Genomic DNA, 17,955 nt, shown 5'->3' with positions numbered 1-17,955 from the left:
AAGGAGCGATCCGGCAACAGGCTGGAGCAACTAATTCCGGGCCGATTGCGTCACGAAGCCTTGAGCCAATCCGGCATCTGATCGAGTCCGAGCAGTTCGTCATAGGACAGACGAGGCCGCACGACCGCGAATTGATCTGCGTTTACGAGGACTTCCGGGATCAGCAGGCGCGAATTGTAGGTGCTTGACTGGACAGCGCCATAGGCACCGGCCGAATAGATCGCCAGGATATCCCCAGCCTCCACCTTCGCCATATCCCGGTCCTGCGCAAGGAAATCCCCGGTTTCGCACACCGGCCCGACGATATCCGCCCTGATTCGATCAAGATCACCGATATCTTCCTTCATCGGCCGCACCTCGTGATGGGCTTCATAAAGCGTCGGCCGGATCAGGTCATTCATGGCTCCGTCCACGATGACGAATGTCTTGTCGGCGCCTTCCTTCACGTAGATTACGCGCGTCACCAGGATGCCCGCATTTCCCGCGATCAGACGTCCCGGCTCGAACATGACGGTGCAGTCGAGTTCCCGAACGTGCTTCTTGACCACTTCAGCGTAGGCGTCTGGGTGCGGCGGCGGATCGTTGTCGCTGACATAGGGAATGCCCAGGCCGCCGCCCAGATCGACATGCTCGATCTTGTGTCCCTGGCCGCGCAGATCGGAGATCAGTTCCCCAAGACGCGCAAACGCGTCGTCGAAAGGTCCGAGTTCCGTGATCTGGGACCCGATATGCATGTCGATACCGGTGACCTCGATACCCGGAAGCTTTGCCGCATGGGCATAAACGTCTCGTGCACGCTGCCATGGAATGCCGAATTTGTTTTCAGCCTTGCCGGTGGCAATTTTCGCATGGGTCTTCGCGTCGACGTCCGGGTTGATGCGCATGGAGACCCTGGCGGTGCGCCCCATCTCGCTCGCGACGCGGGAAAGCTGCAACAGTTCCGGTTCGGATTCCACGTTGAAGCACAGAATGTCCTCATCCAGCGCATAGGCCTGTTCGGCCTCGGTCTTGCCGACGCCGGAAAACACGATCTTGCTCGCGGGAACATCGGCGGCCCTGGCCCTGCGCAACTCGCCTTCGGACACGACATCCATGCCGGCGCCGAGCTTTCCAAGCGTTTTGAGGACAGCCTGGTTCGAATTGGCCTTCATCGCGTAACAGACCAGGGACGGGATATCGTCGAACGCGGACGCGAACACCTGGTAGTGTCGGGTCAGGGTCGCGGTCGAATAGCAATAAAACGGCGTGCCAACCGCGCGCGCGATCTCTTCAATTGCGACATCCTCGGCGTGAAGTGCGCCGTTTTTGTAATCGAAATGATGCAAGACTGCCTCACTGAGCTGTCTGAAAGCCATTTGGGCCGGGATGCACCGCCGGTCCCTGCTGCGGTTGATATCAGTTGATCAGGAAATCCAGAAAGAAGGATCTGTCGTCGGTTTCCGGCTCAAGTTCCGGCGGCGCCGGCGCGGTCGCGGGATCAACGGGTTCCGAAAGGGTATTCTGCTGTTCCACTGGTGTCCCGGGAACATCCAGATCGCCCTTCCGGCCGCAGGCGGCCAGGGTTGTGCTCAGGCACAGACAGACCACCGCCAGAGTTCTGATCCGGATCACCATGCGACATTTGCCCTTCTCGGAATTCACCTCGTTCAGCTCTCTCCTCGCACGGCAGAAGCCATTCGGCAAGACCATTGGGTTGATTGGCTCTGGCGCGAGGAGAAACCGCGGCGGGCGAACCGTCTTGCCAGCGTGAATAAGGGCCTCGGTCAAACGATGCAAATTGGTCGGATGAAGCTCTAGTCCTTCGAAAGATCTTTCAGCCAGCGGCGTGCCTGCTTGCGCACATTGACCGGCGACGTGCCGCCGTAGCTTGTGCGGCTGCGGACCGACTTGTCTACCGACAGCACCGAGAACACTTCTTCGGTGATCTTCGCATCGACCTTCTGCATGTCCGCAAGCGGAACCTTGTGCAGCTCGACGCCCCTGTCGACAGCGAGACCGACGATGCGGCCCGTCACGTGGTGAGCATCGCGAAACGGCATGCCAAGGACCCGGACCAGCCAGTCGGCGAGATCGGTTGCGGTGGAATAGCCCGAGCCGGCCGCCATCTTCATGGACTTGGTGACCGGTGCGAGATCACGCACCATTCCGGTCATGGCAGCAAGGGCGAGAGAGACACTGGCCAGACCATCAAAGGCTTGTTCCTTGTCTTCCTGCATGTCTTTTGAATAAGCCAGCGGAAGGCCTTTCATCATGACCAGCAACGCTTGCAACGACCCGTAAATGCGTCCTGTCTTGGCGCGCACGAGTTCGGCGGCATCCGGGTTTTTCTTTTGCGGCATGATGGAGGAACCGGTCGAGAACTTGTCCGAAAGCTTGACGAAACCGAACTGGGCCGAGCACCAGACCACGATTTCCTCCGCGAGCCGCGACAGATGCATCGCCGCGAGCGAAGCCGCTGCAAGTGCTTCGATAACGAAGTCCCGATCGGACACGGCGTCCAGCGAATTGGCCGTTGGCCGGTCAAAGCCCAGCGCTTCGGCGGTCATCTTGCGGTCGATCGGGAAGGACGTTCCGGCCAGCGCCGCCGCGCCAAGCGGACATTCGTTCATGCGCTTGCGGGCATCACGCACGCGGCCCCGGTCGCGGGAGAACATTTCCACGTAGGCAAGCAGGTGGTGCCCGAAGGTCACAGGTTGGGCCGACTGGAGATGGGTAAATCCGGGCATCACGTCGGCTGCATGGGTCTCGGCCTTTTCGGCAAGAGCCTGCATGATCTCGCCGAGCTGTTGATCCAGCGTATCAAGCGTATCGCGGACCCAGAGACGGAAATCCGTTGCCACCTGGTCGTTTCTGGATCTCGCCGTGTGCAGGCGCCCTGCGGCTGGACCGATAAGTTCGGAAAGCCGCGCTTCCACATTCATGTGGATGTCTTCCAGCGCGCGCGAAAACTTGAAATCGCCTTTTTCGATTTCTGACAGGATTGTGTCTAGACCCCCGACGATCTTGTCGGCATCGTCCCGCGTGACGATCTCTTTTTCAGCGAGCATGCGCACATGGGCTTTCGAGCCGTCGATGTCTTGCCTATATAGCTTCCGGTCGTAGTCGATAGAGGCATTGATCTCCTCCATGATTGCGTCCGGTCCTTCGGCGAACCGGCCGCCCCACATGCGATTGCTCATGTCCTGTCCCTTAAAGAGGCGCCCCTTGCGAGGTGTGAACGAATGAATAAGCCAACCGAACCCGTCAAGAGCTCCAATCGCGGCGTGATCCTGGCCGGTCTCGCGGGTGCGGCAGCTGCTGTAGCGGCTCTATACGTGATCGCTGGTCCGAATGGCAACATCGCCAGCGCGCAAAGCTGTACGGCGGCGCTTTCGGCCGCGGCGGCCGCAAAGCCGCATGCGAAGGGTGAAGTCGCCGCCTTTCTTCCGGCCAGCGAGCCGCTGGGGCTGAAAACGCTCGCTTTCAAGGGACCGGATGGTCAAGATCTGACCATGGAAGACTTCAAGGACAAGACGGTGTTACTCAACCTTTGGGCCACCTGGTGCGCGCCGTGCCGTGAGGAGATGCCCGCGCTCGATCAGCTTCAGGCCGATCTCGGTGACGATAGCTTCGAGGTCGTGGCCGTGAGCCTTGATCGCGGCGGCCCTGAAAAACCGAAAAAGTTTCTGGATGAGATCGGGGTTGGCAACCTGACGTTCTACCAGGACAGTTCCAACGGCCTTTTGAAAGACCTCCGCAAGGTCAGCCGCGCCACGGGGCTCCCGACGACAATTCTGATCAATGAAGAGGGATGTGAAGTCGGCACGATGTACGGACCCGCCCATTGGGCGTCCGGTGAGGCAAAGGCGCTTATCCGGTCGACTCTTGGGAAAGAAGGGGCCTGACGTTCAGACCGTTACGTCGACCGCTTCGCCAAGACCGGGAATCTTCCGGTTTTCGCGGCGCTCTTCTTCCTGGGTTGCTTGCGCATCCTCAAGCCGGCTGGCGACCTGACGTTCCTGATCCGCCTGGTCCTTGACCGCGTTGATCGCAAATTCATTCCGGATCTTGGCAACGTCGTAAGATGCCGAGGTGCTGTCTGAAACTGTTGTCATGCTTTCAAGATCTCTTCTCTTGCGCGTTTTAAACCGAAACGTCGATCCTGTTTCCCAATCCGTTTTCCGGATTGCGGGTCTCGGCCCGGTTTTCGAGCTTCTGCGCCTGATCGCTGAGAAACTCGGCGCGGCTCGTGCTGAACTCTGCCTGTCTTTGAACTGTTTCGGCCGCCGCCTCGGATTGGCGCGCACTGAGGACCTTCACCTGCTCGGCGGTCTTCTCGATGCGGGAAGCGCTGAGCGAAGGCTGAAAGGCCTGCGTTGATGTGCTTGCGATTGCCTCAGACATTTTTGGTCCAAACACGGAGTTCAAGTTGAGTATCAGTTTGCACCAGCTACCTGATTTAAAACGTAAAAATCAGTTTATTCTTGAGATCATGCCCAAGACCGAGCTAAATAAATCCGAAGCATTTGTTTAAAGGTTTACACTTTTCGCGCTAAGTGTCTGAGGCAATTACTTCGTTTCGCACGACGCAATTTGCGAAACTTGGGACGCGTCAAAAAAACTGGCACGGCGAAAACTCACCGGAACAGGTTCCGGTGTGCAAGCGATTGATCAGATTAACGAATTGGGATGCCCGGGCACCTTCAGGCCGTCACATCAACCTGCGTGCCCAACCCGGGAGGAGGGGCGCTTGTGGCCGCTTCGAGGCTGGCTGCACCTTCCTGCAGCAGTGCCACGAGATTCGCATCCTGCTGCGCGGCGATCTTGAGCATCTCCGACTGCAGCGCCTGCTGGGTCTGCGCCCGAGATGTCGCAGCGTATGTGCTGGCAATACCCGCGCTATCCATGAATGAATTCTCTGCTTCTGCCGTTTGGATGCGAAATCCTAGCTGCTTCGGCCTTAAACGCGCGTTAACAAAACTCTAAGCAGATCCGTAAGGCTTTAACCGTCCGCGACAAGTGCCTTGCGCCGGACCTTGCCGGTGCGGGTGCGCGGCAATTGCTGCAAAGACTTGTAGATCCTGGGACGCTTGTAATCTGCGAGGTATTCGGCAGCGAAGGAAGTCAGGTCGTCTTCGTCAAATTGCTCCGGATCGTTGGCAACGATGAAAGCGGCGATCAGGCTGACGCCCGGCCGAACTTCCTTTTCCGTGACCGCGACGTCCTGGACATTGGGGTGGTTCAGCAGCACCCGCTCGACTTCTTCCGGAGCGACCCGGTAGCCAAATGCGTTCATCAGGTCGTCGGCTCGGCCTTCGTACCAGAAATAGCCATCGCCATCCCTGCGCATCCGGTCACCCGTCACGAACCAGGGCCCCTTGAAGGCTGCGCGGGTTTCCGAAGGCCTTTGCCAGTAGCCAAGCATCAGACCCGGTTCGTCGCGATGTACGCACAGCAGCCCGGTCCCACCGGCTTCCGTTTCGACCATGCCGTCGTTCGTTTCCTTCAGCACGGCGGCCTTGCGTCCCGGCTGCGGTTTTCCGGTCGCGCCCGGCTTCACCGGAACATCCGGGCCGCTGGACAGGTAGGTCGACACCTCGCTCATGCCCAGCGCCTCATAGAGTTCCCGCCCCGTCCGCTCCTGCCAGAGCGCATAAAGCTCGGCTGACAGACCCTCACCGGCAGTGAGACCATGCCGGAGCGCCGGAAATGAAGTCCTGGAAATGTCGCCGTATTTGAGAATTCTGCGATAGAGGCTTGGAACCGCCGCGAAAAGGGTTGCCTTGCTTGCCGTCAGGATCTGCGGCCAGACATCCGGTTCACGCGGGCCCTTGTAAATGACACTGGTCGCGCCCTTGATCCAGGGGTCCATCAGGCCAACGGTCAGCGTGTAGCTCCAGTTGAACGCACCGGAGTGAAGGAGGCGATCGGTGGAGGTCAAGCCGATCCAGCCGACATGGGCCGCCAGCCGCGCCGTGGCTGACCGGTGCGCATGAAGCACGCCTTTGGGCGATCCACTCGTTCCGGACGTGTAGATGAGAAAGGCGGGATCGTTATCATCCGTGGCAGCAAATTTGCCCGGCTCGGCCGTCTTTAGGTCACCTATCTCGCCAGGCCCCAAAAGCAGGTCCCCGATCCCCTCCGGGACAGGGCTTGAACCATCATGAAGAACGCGCGAAGCCCCGCTGTCCTTCAGAAGTCCGGCGACCTCGCCCACCGTCAGTTGATCCGAGGTCGGAACGGGGACAAAACCCCCGGCGATTGCGCCGAAATACATCAGCGGAAAGTCGCTGCTGTGGCCAATCCTCAGGAGAACACGGTCGCCTTTTTGCAAACCATGGTTTCCGAGACCCGTTGCCACCGACAGGACCGCCTTCGTCAGTTCGCCGTATGTCCAGCTTTCCTCGACGGCCCCGCCCGGTCCGACAACTTCTAGCGCGGTCGTGGACAAGTCCGCGTTCGCATGTGTCAGGCAGAACTCGGCGAGGTTCATGGAAGCTAGCGGGTCGGGACCGGCACTTCCCCGCGATAGTCATAGAAGCCGCGCTGGGTCTTGCGTCCAAGCCAGCCGGCCTCGACATATTTCACCAGAAGCGGGCAGGGACGGTACTTTGTGTCCGCAAGGCCTTCATAGAGCACCTGCATGATGGAAAGGCAGGTATCGAGGCCGATGAAATCGGCCAGCTGCAGCGGTCCCATCGGGTGATTTGCGCCGAGACGCATTGCCTTGTCGATCGACTCGACCGATCCGACGCCTTCGTAGAGGGTGTAGATTGCCTCGTTGATCATCGGCAGCAAAATACGGTTGACCATGAAGGCCGGGAAATCCTCGGCAACGGCAATCTGCTTTCCGAGGCGCACACAAAAGCCCTTGGAGGCTTCGAACGTCTCGTCTTCCGTCGCAATGCCCCGGACCAGTTCGACCAGATCCATGATCGGAACCGGGTTCATGAAGTGAATGCCGATAAACCGTTCCGGACGGTCCGTTGTCGCGGCAAGACGCGTAATGGAGATGGACGAGGTGTTCGTCGCCAGGATCGCTTCCGGCTTCAGGATCGGACAGAGCTGCGCAAAGATCTTGCGCTTTACCTGTTCGTTCTCGATTGCGGATTCGATCACCAAGTCCGCGTCGGCAAGGAGATCAAGCTCCTCGACCGGCTTGATCCTGTCAAGCGCCGCGGTCCGCTCATCTTCCGCGATCAGGGATTTGCTGACCTGCCGCGCCATGTTGCCGTTGATCGAGGCAAGCCCCGATTCGATCCGTTCCATCGAAATGTCGCTCAAGCCAACGTCGAACCCGGCAAGCGCACATACATGCGCAATTCCGCTGCCCATCTGACCCGCGCCGATCACGCCGATTTTTTTGATTTCGACTGCCATCTTGAACTTCCGTCTGAGAGAAACACCCGGTGAACCGGTTTGCGGCTATTTTTGGCAAGTCTTGAGCCGAACAGCAAGAACCCCGGAGCGAAAACTCGCATTCACCCCGGGGTCCGTGATCAATTTGCCGCAGGTATTACTCGACCGCAGCCTTCAAATCCGGCAAAACGTCGAACAGATCGGCAACCAGTCCGTAGTCCGCCACCTGGAAGATTGGGGCTTCCTCGTCCTTGTTGATCGCAACAATAACCTTGGAATCCTTCATGCCCGCAAGGTGCTGGATCGCACCGGAAATTCCGCAGGCGATGTAAAGATCCGGAGCGACCACCTTTCCGGTTTGTCCGACCTGCCAGTCGTTCGGTGCATAGCCCGCATCGACAGCAGCGCGCGACGCGCCGACCGCAGCGCCAAGCGCGTCGGCCACCGGCATGATGACTTCCTGGAATTTTTCTTCCGAACCGAGTGCACGGCCTCCGGAGATGATGATCTTCGCGGATGTCAGTTCCGGACGGTCGGATTTGGAGAGTTCTTCGCCAACAAATTCCGAAAGGCCGGTACCGTCGGCGCCTGCGATGCTCTCGACCGCTGCCGATCCGCCCTCTTCCGCTGCTGCGAATGTGGACGTGCGCACGGTGATCACTTTTTTCGGATCGCCCGACTTCACGGTCTGGATCGCGTTGCCCGCGTAAATCGGCCGCTCAAAAGTCTCTGCGTCGACCACGGCAGTGATGTCGGAGATCTGCATCACGTCCAAAAGGGCGGCAACACGAGGAAGCGTGTTCTTGCCGTTGGCAGTTGCCGGGGCAACGATGGCGTCATAGTCGCCGGCCATGCCGACAATCAGATCGGCCGTCGGCTCTGCGAGCTGATGCTCCAGCGCATCGCTTTCGGCCACGAGAACCTTGGCAGCGCCGGCAAGCTTGGCCGCTTCTTCGGCAACGCCCTGCACACCTTTGCCAGCCACGAGAATATGCACATCCGACCCGAGTGCCGCTGCCGCGGTAAGTGCCTTGGCAGTTGCGTCGTTCAGAGCGCCGCCGGCATGTTCTGCCACAAGAAGAGTTGTCATGTTTTCGTACTCCTGCAGCGGCCCTTAAAGGACGCCGGCTTCGTTCTTCAGTTTGTCGACGAGTTCGCCCACCGACGCGACCTTGATGCCCGCCTCACGGCCGGCAGGTTCGGTGGTGGTCACAACGGTCAGCCGCGGTGTGATGTCGACGCCGAAGTCTTCCGGCGTTTTTTCGTCGATCGGCTTTTTCTTGGCTTTCATGATATTTGGCAGGGACGCATAACGCGGCTCATTGAGGCGCAGATCCGTCGTGACGATGGCCGGCAGCTTCAACTTGACCGTTTGCAGGCCGCCGTCCACTTCACGCGTGACGTCAGCCGTCTCGTCGCCCAGGTCCACATTTGATGCAAAGGTGCCCTGGCTCCAGCCAAGCAGCGCGGCGAGCATCTGGCCCGTCTGGTTGCAATCATCGTCGATCGCCTGTTTCCCGACAATGACGAGACCCGGCTCTTCCGCCTCGACGATTGCCTTGAGGATCTTGGCAACCGCAAGCGGTTCCGTGGCTTCGTCCGTTTTCACCAGGATGCCGCGATCAGCGCCCATCGCAAGCCCCGTGCGGAGGGTTTCGGTGGCCTGTTGCGGTCCGACCGATACCACGATGACCTCGGTCGCCGTGCCGGCTTCCTTCAGGCGCAGGGCTTCTTCAACGGAAATTTCGTCGAACGGGTTCATGGACATCTTGACGTTGGCAAGATCGACGCCCGACCCGTCCGGTTTGACACGAACCTTAACATTGTAGTCGATGACCCGCTTCACGGGCACGAGGATTTTCATTTGCTCTCAACCTCTTTCAGGGCGGTTTTCACCGCTCCGCATTGCAAGGCCTGTCCGTCGATGTAACTCAAGGTCACAAACGGCGGAAACAAGCCAATCATGGCGCATGGCGCGGGACGGTACTTACCAGCAGGTCGGCTGTCAATTGCGCTATAGGGCGCAAGGCCGAAAATTGCCGGGCTTGGAAAAACATGCGTCGCAATGATGATAGTTCGGACCGAAAAAAGGCGGCGGGCGCACGGCCCGCCGCCTTCAAATTGGTCGGAAAAAGCTCTAGGTCATTTCCTGCGCTTCCGCGCCTTGACCAGAAGCAAGCCGCCTCAAACCATTACGGCCTCATATATGAGTCCATCACCTAGATCCCGGTATCGTCCCGTTGCGGCGTGAACTTGTCGGATACCGGTTCAGCAAACACCGTCGTCCAGGTGCCGTTTTCATCCCGGCACGCCGTTCCCTGGATCGTCAGATCACGTCCGCTGAATGTTGTCTGCCTCACATATTCGCGGCACCAGTGGCCGCTCTTGCTCTTGTAGGTCTTGATGGGCGTGAGCACGTCCGTCCAGGACCCTTCCTGCCCGATATAGACCGGTTCGCCGCTGACCCGCGTTTCCAGCGCTTCCTGGACTGTCTGCGCCAGCAAAACGCGTTCCGTTTCCATATGGGCCGCAAGCGACGCCACCGCGTCGTCCATGCGCGACTGCATCCAGAACGCGGTGAACATGAAGGTTCCCGCAACCAGGACCACGGAAGCAGCAACCTGGACCATCGGGCTCGACCAGAAAGGTTGCGCGCGCGAGCGCGGAGCGACATCGCGCTTGTCGAATTCGCGGTCGATTGCGTTTTGTAGCCGGGTCATTGAATGATCCGGCACGGAAGCTGACACGGCGCTTTGAAGCAGAGCATTGTCCGCCGCCATGTCGCGCAGGAGGTCTTCACCGCCTTCCGATTGCGTTATGGCATCCCTCAGCGCGGCATCTTCAGCCTCGGTCAGTTCTCTGTCCAGAAGTCTGCCGATGTCTTCCGCCAGCAGAACCTGTTCACGTTTCTTGTCGAATGTCATGGCATCCCCCCTGGCATGCTGCGCAGCGCAACCCCCGACGCGGTATCCTTGGCCTCAAGAAACTCCCTGAGTTTCAACCGTGCGCGGGCAAGACGGCTTGTCACCGTCCCGATCGGCACCCCAAGTTCCGCGGCAACATCCTTGTAGCTCTGTCCCTCAATGGCGATTTTCAAAAGAACTTCGCGATTGTCCTCATCCAGCTGTCCGATGAAGGACTGAACTTGTTGCAATTCCAGACTGCTCGCGGCTGCCTTGGCTCCGTCGTAGCTGTCTTCGAAATCCATCATCGCCAAATCGAACAGCCGCGCCCGATTGGCACCATCCCGTACGGAATTAAAATAAAGGTTTTGCAATATTCTAAACATCCAGCTGTCGAGGCGCGTTGCAGGATCAAACTGATCCAAAGAGCGGATCGCACGTTCGCACGTCGTCTGGACCAGATCGTCGGCCTGGTCCGGATTTCGGCATAGTCGCAGCGCAAAACTCCTCAACTTGGGGAGCAAACGGATCATCTCCGTTTTCAATGCTTCATCAGACAAGAAGTTCTCCGCAAAACCGCTCTTAAGGGGACAACACGTGAACCCACCTTTCAATCCACACTTTTTTTGAACTATGTTGCGGAAGAAGAAAGGCCACCACGTGTTATGGGTGCGAGAGGGAAAAGTCCACTCCCTAACTTTGTCATCTTAGCAAACCGCCGAAGAGCTGTAACCGAATGAAACGCACTCGCCAGAATTCATTGCAAGACCGCCTCTCTGCGATGTTCCGCATTCTGCCGAGTGTCGCGGCCTCGGCGTTGGTGTTCTCTCTTGTCTTCTTCAGCCCCTTGTTTGACCTGAAGGATACCATCGCCGCGGCTGCGCAATCCGGCGACGGTGGAGGAAGCAGCGGCGGCGGCGGCAAAGGCGGCGGCGGAAGCAGCGGTGGCGGCGGTGGAAGCAGCGGCGGTGGCGGAAGCAGCGGTGGCGGCGGCGGATCCGGTGGTGCCTCCGGCGGCGGTGAAGACTTTGCCGACGAAAGCCGCAAGAAGTCCCAAAAACAAGCTCAACCGAATTCCCCGGGAAATTCGAACAAATCTGCCTCAGAAAAGTCTAGATCTGACGATCTTTTAGACCGTATCATCGGGCGTCGCCAATTCGATGGCGACAGTGAGCCTTCCGGCGGACCCTTGTCCAGAAATCAGGAGAGGGAGGCGATAGAGAGCGGCTGGCGCTAGATCCAAGAGGCGGGATCAAATTGGGAATTGACTTCAATCTGCGGCCTGCAAGGCTTGTGTTTGTGGTGACATGCGTGGCGGCGGCACCTTCCTGCACAATGATAACAGCCCAGGAACAGACCGAACCGGTTGTGCCTGCAGTCGCATCGACGCTTGAAATGTCAGACAAATCGCTGGCAAATCAAAAACTCCAGGCAGCTCTCGAAAAATCCGTGTCGGGCCAATCGACACGCTGGCAGAACCCGGAAAGTGGTGTCAGCGGAACTGTCACGCCTCTCAAAACCTGGAAAACGGCTTCAGGGACTTACTGCCGCTCTTATAACGAGAAAATCGTTCTCGCATCTGGGAAATCCTTGATCCGGCAAGGCGTGGCCTGCCGGGCCTCCAATGCGATATGGGAATCCGCTTGAGGCGGCGATTACGCCAGATCGCGATCAAAAAGCTCCACACCCTTGCGCCGCATGAACAGCACCAGCACCGCGCCGGCAGCAAGGCCTCCGACATGCGCGATCCAGGCAACCTGACTTTCCTCCGCAAGCAGGAGATTGCCGATCTGGAAAAGCACCCAGGCACCCAGCAGCCATTGCGCTGTCAGGCGCAGCGGGATCCGGGCAAAGACAAGAACCCAAACCTTGACCCTCGGATGCAGCATCAGATAGGCGGCAACGACACCGGATACGGCGCCTGAGGCACCGATCAGCGGTATGTCGGAATTGAAATCCAAAAGGGCATAGGCCAAACCCGAGACGATTGCGCAAACCACATAGAAAACCAGATATCTGAAATGGCCCATCGCATCTTCGACGTTGTCGCCAAAAACCCAAAGAAAAAGCATGTTCCCGATCAGATGGGTGAAATTCCCGTGCAGGAAGGCATAGGTAATCACCGACATCCAGTCCGGCAGCACCTGAAATTGCGGTGCCAGGTCCCTGATATCGAACAGGACAACCGGGATAAGGCCGTGCGAAATCGATGACGCATTGATGGCTTTGAACTCACCGGCGTCCTGAAAGACAAGAAAGACAAGAACGTTTACGGCGATCAGCGCCAGATTGACGTAGGGGATTTCCACATGGTCAAGGCTGTTTTGGTCGTGAAGCGGAATAAACACGTTTCAATCAGGCTCCGGTGAACGGCGATGTCACGTCGTCACCGGTTCTGGCCGGGAACCCACAGGACGTCTTTTTCGCCCTTTTCATTCAGGTAACGCGAAGCGACAAAGAAGTAGTCGGAAAGCCGGTTCATGTAGCGGACCGCAGCAGGGTTTATTTTTTCGGCAGCAGCGAGTTCCACCATGAGCCGCTCGGCGCGCCTTGACACCGTCCGGGCCAGATGAAGGTAGGCAGATGCCTCGCTTCCCCCCGGCAAGACGAATGAACGCAAGGGTGAAAGATCGGCATTCAACGCGTCGATTGCCGTTTCGATGGCGCTGACCTGGGCCTCGGAGATCCGCAGCGGCTCATAGCCGAGGTCCTGGTCCGTCTCCGGTGTCGCAAGATCCGCTCCGAGGTCGAAAAGATCATTCTGGATCCTGCCGAGGACATCATCCACGATTTTTGCATCGGTCTCGGTGTGCAGCCGGACAAGGCCGACAACGGCATTCGTTTCGTCGACCGTTCCATAAGCATCGATCCGCAGATCGTTCTTCGGCCGGCGTTCGCCCGTTCCCAGCGCGGTTGTGCCGTCATCGCCCGTCTTCGTGTAAATCTTGTTAAGAACAACCATTGCTTCTTTCTCCAGGAAACAGCTTCAAACCCGCCTCTTCAGCCGGACCCGAAGAAATAGAGCCCACTCATCACGAGAACAACCACCAGAAACTGCAATCCGACGCGCCAGCGCATCAGCATCTGCGAACGGTTCGAAGGCCCGTTACGGAACATGTTCCAGATCCCCAGCAGGAGGACGATCGCGACCGCTGCCATCCCTATGGGGACAAGTATGTTGAAAATCTCCGCCATTTTTTCCTCGCGAGGTTCAAGACTCTGTTTTGGAATATCTTTTACTCTTCAGCGTCAGCTGCCCTGATGCAAACCCTGTCCAGAATCCGTGTCGGGAGCACGCGTTTTGCGACTGCCATGAGGGATGTCGGCACCGTCACATGATACCGCGCCTTCGGCCGTTTGGCTTCCAGCGCGTGTATGAGTTTCTTCACGACCGCACTTGACGGGAGCTTGAACGGTCCGGGTTCTCCGGCCTCCATGCGAATACGCCGCTTCTCGTACGTTTCTCTAAAGACAGACGACTTCAATCCTTGCTCACCGATCCACCGATCGAAATTGGCGAGCGTATTCTGTGTAAACCTCGTGTCGATGGGCCCCGGTTCTATAAGCGAGACATGCACCCCGCTTCCGTGAAGCTCCTGACGCAATGTGTCGGTATACGCCTCAAGTGCAAATTTGGATGCGGTGTAAGCGCCCCGGAATTTGAGCGCAACAAACCCGAGCACCGAGGAACATTGGACAATCCGTCCGGCACCGTTTGCGCGCATCGCGGGAACCAGTCGCCTGGTCAGATCGTGCCAGCCGATGAAATTGGCTTCAAACAGCGCCCGCATGGCTTCCGTCGGAATGTCTTCGAGCGCTCCCGGCACGGCATAGGCGCCATTGTTGAACAGCGCGTCCAGCTTTCGGTCGGTGAGCTCGAGCACGCTGTTCGCTGTCGCGCGAATGCTGTCGGCGTCTTCGTAGTCGAGGTAAAACGCTTCAAATCCTTGCGCGCTCAACTGGTCGAGGTCTTCCTGTTTCCGGGCCGTTGCAAAGACACGCCAGTTTCGTCCGCGAAGGATATGCGCCGCCTCAGCGCCAATGCCGGACGAGCATCCCGTAATCAGGATTGAGCGAGGCTTACTGTAACCCTCTGGCGTGTCAGTCATGCAGGGCTGGTCCAATCACGTCGAAAGCAGGAATCAGGCCGAAGCGGCAGCAATGACTGAAGTCCTATCAGATTGGTTCACCGGAAAGCAATTTCGGAACGGGTCCGGCAAACCCTGCCGCCTCCTTGATGAACATGCTTTTCAGACCCGGCATTCGATCCACGAGACCGAGACCGAAGTCCCGGACCGCCCGCAATGCATCGTTGTCGTTCGAGAACAACCTGTTGAGCACGTCGGTCACAACGCCCATCTGGAACGTGTCGAACCGCCGCCAGCGCTGATACTTTTCAAGTACGTCGAACGCACCGACGTCTTGTCCGAGACGGCGCGCATCAATCAGAACTTCGGCCAGCGCCGCGACATCCTTGAACCCGAGATTCAATCCCTGGCCGGCAATCGGGTGGATGCCGTGGGCGGCGTCGCCAATGAGTGCGAACCTTGGCTGAACATAATCGCGGGCCAGCTTGAGGCCGAGCGGATAGGCGCGTCGGGGCCCGTCGATCTCAAGCTTGCCGAGATGATGCCCGAAGCGCCGCTCAAGCTCGATCTCGAACGTAAACTCATCGGATCGAACCAGCCGCTCGGCGTCTGCGGTCTTCTCGGTCCAGACCAATGACGACCGGTTTTCCGGAAGCGGCAGGATCGCAAAGGGTCCGGCGGGCAGAAAATGCTCCTCGGCGCGCCCGTTATGCGGCCGTTCATGCTTCACGGTGGTCACGATGCCCGATTGGCCATAGTCCCAGTTCACGGTCCGAATGCCCGCCAGTTCCCGCAGCCTTGACCGGACACCGTCCGCGGCCACCAGAAGACGGCTCTTGAGCAACGTGCCATCTTCCAGCTCGATCTCGCTATGGTCGGGCAGCGTTCGGAACGTGCTCACGGTGGCCGGAGCGAGAAACGCGACGCCGAGTGATTTTGCGGATTTGTAGAGCGCGGGCATCATGACCCCGTTCGGCATCATGTGCGCGAACGGCTCTCCTTCGGTCGCTTCACCATCGAACGTCAGAAAGACCGGGCGCACGACGTCGCGCAGCTTGCTGTCGGTAACGATCATCTCGGTCACGGGCTGTGACTTGTCCTCGATCTGCGTCCAGACGCCGAGTTGTGTCAGCATGCGGGATGCCGCGGCGGCGATGGCCGACGCTCTCGGGTCCTTGTGCAGCTGATCCATCGGCTTCGGATCGACAACCGCGCATTTCAGGCCCGCGTCTCCCTGTTTCAGCGCCACCGCGAGGGACAGGCCGACATATCCGCCACCGGCGATCACGACGTCGAACATGTCCGTCAATTTTGGTTTCTTGGCCACTCGAATTCTCCCCGCCCCGAGCTTCCCCAAAGGCATCTTGACTTTAACGTCATCTCCCGTCCAAGAGTGCTGGCCGGGCAAAACAGTTTCAACAGCGACATGGCTGGTCCACGTAAAGGAATACACCGATGAACACGGCCATTGACAATCTACTTCAGATTCTTGACCTGGAACCGCTGGAAAGCAATCTGTTCCGTGGTCGCAGCCCCCAGGTCGGCTGGCAACGGGTCTTCGGAGGACAGGTCATCGGACAGGCGCTGGTCGCGGCATCCCGGACGGTTGTGGAGGACCGACACGTGCACTCGCTCCACGGATACTTTCTGCGTCCGGGCGATCCGCAGGTTCCGATCATCTACGAAGTCGACAGGATAAGGGACGGCGGCAGCTTTACAACGAGACGGGTTGTCGCCATTCAGCACGGCGAAGCAATTTTCTCCATGTCAGCCTCGTTTCAACTCCATGAGGAGGGTCTGGAGCACCAGGTTGACATGCCCGACGTGCCGAAACCGGATGAATTGCCGAGTGACCAGGAACTGAAGGAAAAATTCCTGGCGGTCGCACCGGAGAACGTCCGGCGCTACTGGGAGCGCGAGCGCCCGATCGAGATGCGCCCGGTCGAATTGACCCACTATTTCAGCAAGAAACCGCTACCGCCGCGGCAATATGTCTGGGTGAGGGCAACGGGCAAACTGCCCGACGAGGAGCGCATTCACCAGTGCGTCCTGGCTTATGCGTCCGACATGACGCTTCTCGACACATCGCTGTTTCCCCACGGGACATCCGTGTTCAGTCCCAAGATACAGGCAGCCAGCCTGGATCATGCCATGTGGTTTCATCACCCGTTTCGCGCAGACGAGTGGCTGCTTTACGCGACCGACAGCGTGTCCTCGTCCGGTTCGCGCGGCCTGAACAGGGGCTCCCTGTTCACGATGGACGGAAAACTCGTCGCCTCGACAGCCCAGGAAGGACTGATCAGGCTGCGCAAGAAGGACAGGTGAGCCGCCCTACCGCACCGGGCTGGTGAACCCTGAAATGGCAAGCGGGTTGTCGGTCATTACTTTCGGGTCCGGCGTGTCGGGCAGCAAGGCCCCGGAAAAGGCCTCGAACATCTTCCTGACAAACCCCTCGGGAAGATCGTTGGTGATGAACACCATGCGAGTGCGCCTGTCGCCGTCGGGCCATGCCTGGAGCGTTGCCGGCGGATGAAACACATGCTGGACACCGTGAATAACCACTGGCCGGTCAGGATCTTCGGCAAGCTGGACGATCCCCTTGACGCGCAGGAGTTTCGGGCCGTGCGCCGATCTCAGCAAATCGAGAAACATCTCGAGCGCTGATGCGGAAACGGGCCGATCGGTTGCAAGCGTAAACGCCCGGATCGTATCACTGTGTCGGTTGATATCGTGCGCATGGTCGTGGTCATGACCGTGATCGTGACCATGATGGTGATGATGATGGTCGTGAGAGTGCTGGTGCGAATGACCGTGCGAGTGATTATGCACGTGACCATTGTCGGCATAGGCTTCCTCGTTTAGCCAGGCCGCGACGTCGGGTATCTTGCTCTTCGGGTCATACAGACCGGCATTGAAGAGCTTGGCCGGCTCCGCGTCGCCAGAGCGGGCATCAAGCCGCAATGCTCCGGGGTTGAGCGCGTGAAGCCGGCGTTTCAAAGCCTCGAACGCAGACGTCTGCGTCTCTGTGTCCACAAGATCGGTCTTCGTGAACACGATCCGATCGGCAACGGCGGCCTGCTTGCGCGCTTCTTCATGCTCATCCAACGTGGAAAGGCCGTTGATCGCGTCCACCAGGGTGATCACGCTGTCAAGACGGTAGCGCATGACCAGGTAGGGATGCAGCATCACGGTGTGCAGAATGGGCGCGGGGTCGGCGAGACCCGTGGTTTCGATGATCACCCTGTTGAGCCGTTCGGTGCGCCCGTTGTCCAGATGCCGCAACAGATTTTCGAGCGTCGTGACGAGATCGCCCCGGATTGTGCAGCACAGGCAGCCGGAAGACAGCTCAATGATGCCTTCTCCTGCCTGGTCGACGAAGAGATGATCGAGTCCGATCTCACCGAACTCGTTGATGATGACCGCCGTATCGGCCATCGAGGGATCCTTGAGGATCCTGTTGAGGAGTGTGGTTTTTCCAGCTCCCAGAAACCCTGTGAGAACAGAAAGCGGTATAGGGGGTTTTGGCCCCCTTTCGGGATTGGATCCGGAACTGTCTTGGGAAGCCATGAAACGCGACTCCAGTCTTGGCACCACAGGCCTGCGCATTAAAGACCTGGAGCTTTTCG

The 17,955-nt window shown here is 58.7% G+C and carries 22 protein-coding genes; 4 read left to right on the top strand and 18 right to left on the bottom strand.

Annotated features, from left to right (window positions below):
- Positions 1-50 precede the first annotated feature (50 nt).
- The 3 genes from lysA to argH form a co-directional block, all read right to left on the bottom strand.
- Complete coding sequence (gene lysA / locus RDA78_RS07160) at positions 51-1,325, bottom strand: diaminopimelate decarboxylase (RefSeq protein WP_434054644.1); 1,275 nt, start codon at positions 1,323-1,325, stop codon at positions 51-53.
- A 70-nt stretch (positions 1,326-1,395) separates the two neighbouring features.
- Positions 1,396-1,614, bottom strand: a complete 219-nt coding sequence (lptM, locus tag RDA78_RS07155) for an LPS translocon maturation chaperone LptM (RefSeq protein ID WP_434054643.1) — start codon at positions 1,612-1,614, stop codon at positions 1,396-1,398.
- 179 nt (positions 1,615-1,793) lie between these two features.
- Positions 1,794-3,179 carry an argininosuccinate lyase gene (gene argH, locus RDA78_RS07150; protein ID WP_434054642.1) on the bottom strand — a complete coding sequence of 462 codons (1,386 nt, stop codon included), beginning with the start codon at positions 3,177-3,179 and terminating at the stop codon, positions 1,794-1,796.
- 42 nt (positions 3,180-3,221) lie between these two features.
- Between argH and tlpA the strand changes: the two genes are divergently transcribed.
- Positions 3,222-3,884, top strand: coding sequence for a thiol:disulfide interchange protein TlpA (gene tlpA, locus RDA78_RS07145; protein ID WP_434054641.1), 663 nt, complete (start codon positions 3,222-3,224; stop codon positions 3,882-3,884).
- Between the two features lie 3 nt (positions 3,885-3,887).
- On the opposite strand, the gene RDA78_RS07140 is transcribed toward tlpA, so the two are convergent.
- From RDA78_RS07140 to RDA78_RS07100, 9 genes are all read right to left on the bottom strand, one after another.
- The gene (locus RDA78_RS07140) at positions 3,888-4,094 is read right to left on the bottom strand and encodes a hypothetical protein (RefSeq protein ID WP_434054640.1); all 207 of its coding nucleotides are present in this window, start codon (positions 4,092-4,094) and stop codon (positions 3,888-3,890) included.
- A gap of 28 nt (positions 4,095-4,122) precedes the next feature.
- Positions 4,123-4,383 carry a hypothetical protein gene (locus RDA78_RS07135; protein WP_434054639.1) on the bottom strand — a complete coding sequence of 87 codons (261 nt, stop codon included), beginning with the start codon at positions 4,381-4,383 and terminating at the stop codon, positions 4,123-4,125.
- Between the two features lie 299 nt (positions 4,384-4,682).
- Entirely contained in the window at positions 4,683-4,886 is a 204-nt protein-coding gene (locus tag RDA78_RS07130) for a hypothetical protein (RefSeq protein ID WP_434054638.1), read from the bottom strand.
- A gap of 95 nt (positions 4,887-4,981) precedes the next feature.
- Positions 4,982-6,472, bottom strand: coding sequence for a class I adenylate-forming enzyme family protein (locus tag RDA78_RS07125; protein ID WP_434054637.1), 1,491 nt, complete (start codon positions 6,470-6,472; stop codon positions 4,982-4,984).
- Between the two features lie 5 nt (positions 6,473-6,477).
- Entirely contained in the window at positions 6,478-7,359 is an 882-nt protein-coding gene (locus RDA78_RS07120; RefSeq protein ID WP_434054636.1) for a 3-hydroxybutyryl-CoA dehydrogenase, read from the bottom strand.
- 136 nt (positions 7,360-7,495) lie between these two features.
- Positions 7,496-8,428: an electron transfer flavoprotein subunit alpha/FixB family protein gene (locus RDA78_RS07115; RefSeq protein ID WP_434054635.1), complete on the bottom strand. Its 933-nt coding sequence runs from the start codon at positions 8,426-8,428 to the stop codon at positions 7,496-7,498.
- Positions 8,429-8,452: 24 nt separating this feature from the next.
- Positions 8,453-9,202, bottom strand: a complete 750-nt coding sequence (locus RDA78_RS07110; RefSeq protein WP_434054634.1) for an electron transfer flavoprotein subunit beta/FixA family protein — start codon at positions 9,200-9,202, stop codon at positions 8,453-8,455.
- 355 nt (positions 9,203-9,557) lie between these two features.
- Positions 9,558-10,262, bottom strand: coding sequence for a hypothetical protein (locus tag RDA78_RS07105; protein ID WP_434054633.1), 705 nt, complete (start codon positions 10,260-10,262; stop codon positions 9,558-9,560).
- Entirely contained in the window at positions 10,259-10,855 is a 597-nt protein-coding gene (locus tag RDA78_RS07100) for an RNA polymerase sigma factor (protein WP_434054632.1), read from the bottom strand. Before RDA78_RS07100 ends, RDA78_RS07105 begins: the two co-directional genes overlap by 4 nt.
- A gap of 167 nt (positions 10,856-11,022) precedes the next feature.
- Between RDA78_RS07100 and RDA78_RS07095 the strand changes: the two genes are divergently transcribed.
- Together RDA78_RS07095 and RDA78_RS07090 are read left to right on the top strand one after the other, a co-directional pair.
- Positions 11,023-11,478, top strand: a complete 456-nt coding sequence (locus tag RDA78_RS07095; protein ID WP_434054631.1) for a hypothetical protein — start codon at positions 11,023-11,025, stop codon at positions 11,476-11,478.
- Positions 11,479-11,576: 98 nt separating this feature from the next.
- On the top strand, positions 11,577-11,888 hold the full coding sequence (locus tag RDA78_RS07090; RefSeq protein ID WP_434054630.1) for an RT0821/Lpp0805 family surface protein: 312 nt from the start codon (positions 11,577-11,579) through the stop codon (positions 11,886-11,888).
- 8 nt (positions 11,889-11,896) lie between these two features.
- On the opposite strand, the gene RDA78_RS07085 is transcribed toward RDA78_RS07090, so the two are convergent.
- The 5 genes from RDA78_RS07085 to RDA78_RS07065 all read right to left on the bottom strand — a co-directional run bounded on the left by RDA78_RS07085 (position 11,897) and on the right by RDA78_RS07065 (position 15,629).
- Positions 11,897-12,589: a rhomboid family intramembrane serine protease gene (locus tag RDA78_RS07085; RefSeq protein WP_434054629.1), complete on the bottom strand. Its 693-nt coding sequence runs from the start codon at positions 12,587-12,589 to the stop codon at positions 11,897-11,899.
- A gap of 38 nt (positions 12,590-12,627) precedes the next feature.
- The gene (locus tag RDA78_RS07080) at positions 12,628-13,203 is read right to left on the bottom strand and encodes a cob(I)yrinic acid a,c-diamide adenosyltransferase (protein WP_434054628.1); all 576 of its coding nucleotides are present in this window, start codon (positions 13,201-13,203) and stop codon (positions 12,628-12,630) included.
- A gap of 38 nt (positions 13,204-13,241) precedes the next feature.
- Entirely contained in the window at positions 13,242-13,436 is a 195-nt protein-coding gene (locus RDA78_RS07075; RefSeq protein ID WP_306142292.1) for a twin transmembrane helix small protein, read from the bottom strand.
- Positions 13,437-13,477: 41 nt separating this feature from the next.
- Positions 13,478-14,350, bottom strand: a complete 873-nt coding sequence (locus RDA78_RS07070; RefSeq protein WP_434054627.1) for an SDR family oxidoreductase — start codon at positions 14,348-14,350, stop codon at positions 13,478-13,480.
- Positions 14,351-14,417: 67 nt separating this feature from the next.
- Positions 14,418-15,629, bottom strand: a complete 1,212-nt coding sequence (locus tag RDA78_RS07065; protein WP_434056113.1) for a ubiquinone biosynthesis hydroxylase — start codon at positions 15,627-15,629, stop codon at positions 14,418-14,420.
- Positions 15,630-15,784: 155 nt separating this feature from the next.
- On the opposite strand from RDA78_RS07065, the gene tesB reads away from it, so the two are divergent.
- Positions 15,785-16,654 (top strand): acyl-CoA thioesterase II, encoded by an 870-nt coding sequence (gene tesB / locus RDA78_RS07060; RefSeq protein ID WP_434054626.1) that lies wholly within the window; start codon positions 15,785-15,787, stop codon positions 16,652-16,654.
- Positions 16,655-16,660: 6 nt separating this feature from the next.
- On the opposite strand, the gene RDA78_RS07055 is transcribed toward tesB, so the two are convergent.
- Positions 16,661-17,896, bottom strand: a complete 1,236-nt coding sequence (locus RDA78_RS07055) for a CobW family GTP-binding protein (protein ID WP_434054625.1) — start codon at positions 17,894-17,896, stop codon at positions 16,661-16,663.
- Positions 17,897-17,955: the final 59 nt, after the last annotated feature.

This window comes from Roseibium sp. (assembly GCF_051016195.1).
GTDB lineage: Bacteria > Pseudomonadota > Alphaproteobacteria > Rhizobiales > Stappiaceae > Roseibium.
The sequence above is the reverse complement of the archived record's forward strand: the minus strand, read 5'-3'. Positions and strand labels throughout refer to the sequence as shown.